A 7,106-nucleotide genomic window follows, 5' to 3' on the forward strand; every position below is an offset into this window, starting at 1 on the left:
GACGAAAAAAAGCGTGGCACCTGCCACGCTTTTTGATTACCCCGCTTTGTTAGAATAACTCCCCCGGCAACCGAGCCGTCACCCATTCGCCCTACCCCGGGCATCCCCGCATGAGTCTCCACCCGATCCTCCTATGCGGTGGCAACGGCAGCCGGCTGTGGCCGATGTCCCGCAGCAACTACCCGAAGCAGTATCTGAAGCTGGCGGGAGAACAAACCCTTGTCCAGCAGACCGTCCTTCGCGCGAGCGAAGTGCCGGGCGTCGCGCCTCCAGTCATTGTCGCGAACCACGCGCATCGCTTCATGATTGCAGAGCAACTTCAGCACACCGGGATCAAGCCACGGGCGATCGTGCTGGAGCCGCTCGGCCGCAACACTGCACCAGCGATTGCCGTCGCGGCGCAGATCGCGTTGCGCGACGATCCGGATGCGTTGCTTCTGGTGTTGCCGTCGGACCACGTCGTCCAGAATCTGCCGGCATTTGTCACGGCCGTCGACACCGCGACCGCTGTCGCAAAGCGCGGACATCTCGTCACATTCGGGATTCCCCCCAACGAGCCGCATACCGGATACGGATATATCCGCCGCGGCGAAGCACTTGAAACCAGCAACGGTGCTCACGCCGTCGACGCATTCGTCGAAAAGCCCGACCGTAAATGCGCTGAGGAATTCGTCAATGACGGCCGCTATTACTGGAACAGCGGCATGTTCCTGCTGAATGCATCGGTCTATCTCGACGAGCTCGCGCAACATGCCCCCGACATCGCCCGACATGCAGCACAAGCAGTCGATTGTGCGCAGCAGGACTATGATTTTCTGCGTCTCGATATCGAAGCATTCGGCGCTTGTCCGGACATCTCCATCGACTACGCCGTCATGGAGAAGACGAAACGCGCGGCCGTGGTCGCGGCTCCCGAACTCGGCTGGAGCGATGTCGGTTCGTGGAACGCGCTCGCCGATATTGCCACGCGCGACGACCAAAACAATACTGTTTCCGGCGACATCTATACGGACACTGTGGCAAACTCCTACATCCGTGCGGAACACCGGATGGTTGCGGCGATCGGCGTCCGGGATGTCGTTGTGGTCGAAACTGCAGATGCCGTCCTGGTCGCGCATCGCGACCACGTCCAGGACGTAAAGAAGGTTGTCGAACAACTGAATCGTTCGGGACGGCTCGAATCAGTCATGCACCGTCGTGTCCCACGGCCGTGGGGCTCCTATGAAAGCATTGATGCAGGCGATCGCTTCCAGGTCAAGCGGATCATCGTCGCTCCTGGAGCACAACTGAGCCTGCAGATGCATCATCACCGTGCCGAACACTGGATTGTCGTGAAAGGTACGGCGCTTGTGACGAATGGCGATGTAGAAATCATCCTTACCGAAAATCAGTCAACATACATCCCTCTCGGCACCCCACATCGGTTGAGAAACCCCGGCAAGATTCCGCTCGAACTTATCGAAGTACAGTCTGGCTCGTATCTCGGCGAGGACGACATCGTCCGCTTCGAAGACACCTACGGCCGCGTAACGTCGTAACTGCGACATTTCCCGGCGCACAGCGCAGCCAGCCTCGATCGCACGCCCGAAACCCCGATCTCGCATCGCAACGCGTAACGGCGGCACCGGACGAAAAAAAGCGTGGCACCTGCCACGCTTTTTTACTGCACCGAAAAGAAAACGAAGCGCCCGCTCAGCGCCCGCCCGTCTTCTGCGCACCATCCGACTGCCGCCCGCGCACCAGCTTCCACACCGCGCCGAGCGCGACCGGCACGACCGCCGCCCCGATCCCGACCAGCACGATCACGTTCAGGTACTGGCGGATGAACGGGATATTGCCGAAGAAATAGCCGAGCAGCACGAGCAGCAGCACCCACACCAGCGCACCGATCACGTTGAAAAGCTGGAAGCGCGCGACGCTCATCGACGACGCGCCCGCGACGAACGGCGCGAACGTGCGCACAACCGGAATGAAGCGCGCGAGCACGATCGTCTTGCCGCCGTGCTTGTCGTAGAACGAATGGGTCTTCTGCAGCGCGGCGCGATCGAGGAAGCGCTCGAGCACCGGGATATGCGTATTGAACACCTTCGGGCCGACCCAGCGGCCGATCATGTAGTTCACCGTGTTGCCGGTAATCGCGGCGACAAGCAGCAGCACGATCAGCAGGCCGACATTCATCTCGCCCGTCGCCGCGAACGCGCCGCCGATGAACAGCAGCGAATCGCCGGGCAGGAACGGGAACACGACGAGCCCCGTCTCGCAGAACACGATCAGGAACAGCACGAGGTAGACCCACGCGCCGTACTGCCGGATGAAATCGCCAAGGAAAGCGTCGATATGCAGGACAAGGTTGACGAAATGAAGCAGCGTATCCAAATGCGATTCCTCGAAGGCGATAGGGCCGGAACGGCCGAAAAAGGCTGTAGCGCCCGCCGGTCAAGGCGGGGCGTGTAACGAACCCATGATACCGAAACTACCTTAAGGCTCCGTGAAAAAACGTAACCGGCGGTCGCCCCGGCACGCATTCGCCGCCTCGCTATAATTCGGCCATGTCCGATATCACCGAAACGGCCGCGGGCGCCGCGCCCGCCCCTGCTCCGCGCCCGCTGCGCGCGATCCAGCCCCTGCCCGACCAGCTGATCAGCCAGATCGCCGCCGGCGAGGTCGTCGAACGCCCGGCGTCGGTCGTCAAGGAGTTGCTCGAGAACGCGATGGACGCCGGCGCCAGGACGCTGCGCATCGTGCTGGAAGAAGGCGGCGTCAAACGCATCTCGATCACCGACGACGGCTGCGGGATTCCGCCGGACGAGCTGGCGCTCGCGCTGATGCGCCACGCCACCAGCAAGATCCGCTCGCTCGAGGAGCTCGAGGCAGTCGCCACGCTCGGGTTCCGCGGCGAAGCGCTCGCGTCGATCGCGTCGGTGGCCGAGATGTCGATCACGAGCCGGACAGCCGATGCCGCGCACGCGATGAAGATCGACGCGCAGACGGGCGTACTGTCCCCCGCCGCCGGCGCGACCGGCACGACGATCGAGGTCCGCGAGCTGTACTTCAACACGCCCGCGCGCCGCAAGTTCCTGAAGAGCGAGCAGACCGAGTTCGGCCACTGCCTAGAAATGATCCGCCGCGCCGCGCTCGCGCGGCCGGACGTCGCGATCTCGGTGCTGCACAACGGCAAGGCGGTCGAGCACTGGAATGCGACCGAACCGGCACAGCGCGTCGCGAAGATCCTCGGCGACAGTTTCGCGACCGCGCACCTGCCGCTCGACGAGCAGGCCGGCCCGCTTGCGGTCTACGGCTGCGCAGGCCTGCCGACCGCGAGCCGCGGGCGCGCCGACCAGCAATACTTCTTCGTCAACGGGCGCTTCGTGCGCGACAAGCTGCTGACGCACGCGGTGCGCGCTGCCTATGAGGACGTGCTGCACGGCGACCGCTACCCGTCGTACGTGCTGTTCCTCGACCTGCCGCCCGAAGCCGTCGACGTGAACGTGCACCCATCGAAGATCGAGGTGCGTTTCCGCGATTCGCGCTCGATCCATCAGTACGTGTTCCATGCCGTCCAGCGTGCGCTTGCACGCCACGCGGGCGCGTCGCCGGAAACCACGGCGGGCGGCCATGCCGCGCAACTCTCACCGGCGCCGCGCGGGCCGTCGTCGTTCCTGGATACACCGCTCGGCCAGAGCCAGCAGGGCAACGCAACCGGCGGCAGCGGCTTCTCGCCGTCCTCGGCCTCATCGTCGGGCAATACCTGGATGCGTCAGGCGCGGATGACCCAGGGCACGCTGCCCGTTGCGCAGCCGCTCGCGCTCTATGACGCGCTGTTCGGCCGCAAGGACACGGGCGCGGGCACGCCTGACGGCACGACGACCATCGCCCGCGATTCGGCCGACGCGCCGGCCGCGCCGCTGCCGGGCTTCCTGGCTTCGCCGATCGCCGCTACCGCACACGACGAGCAGCCGCTCGGCTTCGCGCTGGGCCAGATCCACGGCATCTACGTGCTCGCGCAGAACGCACACGGCCTCGTGATCGTCGACATGCACGCGGCGCACGAGCGGATCCTGTACGAACAGTTCAAGAACGCGCTTGCCGACCGCTCGGTCGCCGTGCAGGCACTGCTGCTGCCGATTTCGATGACGGCCACGCCGGTCGAGATCGGCACGATCGAGGAAGAACGCGACACGCTCGAATCGCTCGGCTTCGACCTGGCGGTGCTGTCGCCGACGACGCTCGCGATCCGTGCGGTCCCGGCGCTGCTGAAGGATGCCGACCTGCAGTCGCTCGCGCGCGCGGTGCTCGCCGACCTGCATGCGTTCGGCGGCTCGCGCGTGCTCACCGAGCGTCAGCACGAACTGCTCGGCACGCTCGCCTGCCACCACGCGGTGCGCGCGAACCGGCGCCTGACGCTCGACGAGATGAACGCACTGCTGCGGCAGATGGAGGCGACCGAACGCGCGGACCAGTGCAATCACGGCCGGCCGACGTGGTATCAGCTCACGCTGAACGATCTCGACCGCCTCTTCATGCGCGGCCAATGAGCGCGGCACCGCACGCCAGCCCGACGACGATCGCCTGCCTGCTCGGCCCCACCGCTTCGGGCAAGACGGCCGCGGCGCTGGCGCTCGCCGCGCGCCGCCCGATCGAGATCGTCAGCGTCGATTCGGCGCTCGTCTACCGCGACATGGATATCGGCACCGCGAAGCCTTCGCGCGACGAGCGCGCGAGCGTGCCGCATCACCTGATCGACATCATCGATCCGGCCGACGCGTATTCGGCCGCGAGTTTCCGCGCGGACACGCTGCGCCTGATCGGCGAGATCGCCGCGCGTGGCCGCACGCCGCTGCTGGCGGGCGGCACGATGCTGTACTACAAGGCGCTGACGCAGGGGCTCAACGACCTGCCGGGCGCCGATCCGGACGTGCGCGCGACACTCGATGCCGAAGCCGAGCGCGACGGCTGGCCTGCGCTGCACGCGCGGCTCGCGCAAGTCGATCCCGACACGGCCGCGCGGCTTGCGCCGAACGATTCGCAGCGGATCCAGCGCGCGCTCGAAGTGTTCATGCTGAGCGGGCAGCCGATGTCGACGCTGCTCGCCGCACCGCGGCGCACGGACGATGCGGCCGCCGCCTACCGCTTCGTACCGGTCGCGCTCGAACCGTCCGATCGCGCCGTCCTGCACAAACGAATCGAGCAGCGCTTCGACGCGATGCTCGACGCGGGTTTCATCGACGAAGTCGAGCGGCTGCGCCGTCGCGAAGACCTCCATCCCGACCTGCCGTCGATGCGCTGCGTCGGCTACCGGCAGGCGTGGGAATTCCTCGACGGCGACACCGACTACCGGACGATGCGCGACAAGGGCATCTTCGCGACGCGCCAGCTCTGCAAGCGCCAGATCACCTGGTTGCGCGCGATGCCGGAGCGGATCGTCGTCGACTGCATCGCACCGGACTCGGCGGCCCGCGCACTCGACGCGCTCGAACACGTGCTCGACGGCAGCACGCCGGGCTGACCGCGTCAGCCGCGCTCGCGCGCTGCCAGGCGCGCGCGGGCGCCGTCGACGATCAATGTGACGCCGCGCTCGAACGCTTCGTCGCCGCCGCGCGTACGCAGCGCCGCCCAACCCTTCGCGAGCAGCGGATACTCGGTCGCGTCCGGCAGCGGTGCATCGGCGTCAGCGTCCGGTTCCGCCTGCTCCTCCAGCACCCATCCGACCACGAAGCGACCCAGCGCATACATCAAGTCGACCGCCTCGTCCGGCGCGAAACCCGCGTCGCCGAGCAGCGCGACCTTGCGTTCGATCGAGCTGAAATGCAGCGCACGCGGCCGCGTACCGGCATGCAGGCGCGCGCCGTCGCGATAGGCCAGCAGCGCACGACGGAAACTGCGCGCGTTGTCGATAAGCCACGCATCCCACGCTTCGCCCGGCCGCGGCAGCGACGCATCGTGACGCTCGAGCATGATCGCCTCGGCCATCGCATCGAGCAGTTCGCCCTTGTTCCGGAAATGCCAGTAAAGCGTCGGCGACTGCACGCCGAGCCGCTCGGCGAGCTTCCGCGTCGACAGCCCGTCGATGCCGACTTCGTCGAGCAGTTCGAGCGCCGCGCGCAATACCGAGTCGCGCGTCAGCCGCGCCCCTGTGTCCTTCATCTCTATCACCGATAGGGAAAGCTGTGGAATAATCGCCACTCTATCACCGATAGAGTCACGCTCTTGAATCCGTCCCTGATTGCCATCCTGGCCACGGTCCTGCTCGACGCGATCGGCGTCGGGATCGTGATGCCGATCCTGCCCGGGCTGCTGCGCTCGCTCGCCGACGCAGGCAGCACCGACACCCATTACGGGATCCTGCTCGCGCTGTACGCGTTCGCGCAGTTCCTGTGCGCACCGCTGCTGGGCGCGCTGAGCGACCGCTTCGGCCGCCGGCCCGTCCTGCTCGTGTCGCTCGCGGGCGCCGCGCTCGACTACCTGCTGATGGCGCTCGCGCCGACACTCGCGTGGCTTTACGTGGGGCGGCTGATCGCGGGCATCACCGGCGCGAACGTCGCGGTCGCGACTGCCTATGTCACCGACGTCACCGCCGAGCCCGATCGCGCACGACGCTTCGGCCAGCTCGGCGCGATGATGGGCATCGGCTTCATCGCGGGCCCGTTGCTCGGTGGCCTGCTCGGCGCGCTGCACGTGCGCGCGCCGTTCGTCACGGCCGCGGTGCTCAATGCGCTCAACCTCGCACTCGTCTGGCGCGCGCTACCGGAATCGCGGCCGCGTTCGGCCCGCGAAGGCCATGCGGTCGGCGCGCTCAACCCTTTCGCCAGCCTGCGCCGGCTGAGCGGCGCACCGGCACTCGTGCCGCTGATCGGCATTTACGTGATCGTGGCGCTGGTGTCGCAGGCGCCCGCGACGCTGTGGATCCTGTACGGCCAGGAACATTTCGGCTGGTCGACGCCGATCGCGGGGCTGTCGCTGGCGGGCTACGGCGCGTGCCACGCACTCGCGCAGGCATTCGCGATCGGGCCGCTGATCGCGCGGCTCGGCGAGCGCCGCGCACTCGCAATGGGCCTCGCGGGCGACGCGCTCGGGCTCGTGGCGATCGCGTTCGCGACCGCCGCGTG

Annotated in this window: 6 protein-coding genes; 4 read left to right on the forward strand and 2 right to left on the reverse strand. The window is 66.8% G+C overall.

Annotated features, from left to right (window positions below; genetic code table 11):
* Positions 1-110: 110 nt before the first annotated feature.
* The gene (locus G3N99_RS10445) at positions 111-1,538 is read left to right on the forward strand and encodes a mannose-1-phosphate guanylyltransferase/mannose-6-phosphate isomerase (RefSeq protein WP_206122344.1); all 1,428 of its coding nucleotides are present in this window, start codon (positions 111-113) and stop codon (positions 1,536-1,538) included.
* Positions 1,539-1,692: 154 nt separating this feature from the next.
* Here the strand turns inward: G3N99_RS10445 and G3N99_RS10450 are convergent, their stop codons facing one another.
* Positions 1,693-2,376, reverse strand: a complete 684-nt coding sequence (locus G3N99_RS10450) for a DedA family protein (RefSeq protein ID WP_174939295.1) — start codon at positions 2,374-2,376, stop codon at positions 1,693-1,695.
* 173 nt (positions 2,377-2,549) lie between these two features.
* Between G3N99_RS10450 and mutL the strand changes: the two genes are divergently transcribed.
* A complete protein-coding gene (gene mutL, locus G3N99_RS10455) occupies positions 2,550-4,535 on the forward strand; it encodes a DNA mismatch repair endonuclease MutL (protein ID WP_206122345.1) in 1,986 nt (661 codons plus the stop codon).
* Positions 4,532-5,506: a tRNA (adenosine(37)-N6)-dimethylallyltransferase MiaA gene (miaA, locus tag G3N99_RS10460; RefSeq protein ID WP_206122346.1), complete on the forward strand. Its 975-nt coding sequence runs from the start codon at positions 4,532-4,534 to the stop codon at positions 5,504-5,506. The genes mutL and miaA overlap by 4 nt, the downstream gene beginning before the upstream one ends.
* 5 nt (positions 5,507-5,511) lie before the next feature.
* On the opposite strand, the gene tetR is transcribed toward miaA, so the two are convergent.
* On the reverse strand, positions 5,512-6,144 hold the full coding sequence (gene tetR, locus G3N99_RS10465; protein ID WP_206122347.1) for a tetracycline resistance transcriptional repressor TetR: 633 nt from the start codon (positions 6,142-6,144) through the stop codon (positions 5,512-5,514).
* A 63-nt stretch (positions 6,145-6,207) separates the two neighbouring features.
* Here tetR and G3N99_RS10470 point away from each other — a divergent pair.
* On the forward strand, positions 6,208-7,106 hold an 899-nt coding region (locus G3N99_RS10470; RefSeq protein ID WP_206122348.1), incomplete at its 3' end, for an MFS transporter.

The organism is Burkholderia sp. Ac-20392 (genome assembly GCF_017104585.1).
GTDB classification, from domain to species: domain Bacteria; phylum Pseudomonadota; class Gammaproteobacteria; order Burkholderiales; family Burkholderiaceae; genus Burkholderia; species Burkholderia lata.

Coding starts and splice junctions, on each gene's coding strand:
- G3N99_RS10445 (WP_206122344.1), top strand. CDS start 111: ATGAGTCTCCACCCGATCCTCCTATGCGGTGGCAACGGCAGCCGGCTG.
- mutL (WP_206122345.1), top strand. CDS start 2,550: ATGTCCGATATCACCGAAACGGCCGCGGGCGCCGCGCCCGCCCCTGCT.
- miaA (WP_206122346.1), top strand. CDS start 4,532: ATGAGCGCGGCACCGCACGCCAGCCCGACGACGATCGCCTGCCTGCTC.
- tetR (WP_206122347.1), bottom strand. CDS start 6,144: ATGAAGGACACAGGGGCGCGGCTGACGCGCGACTCGGTATTGCGCGCG.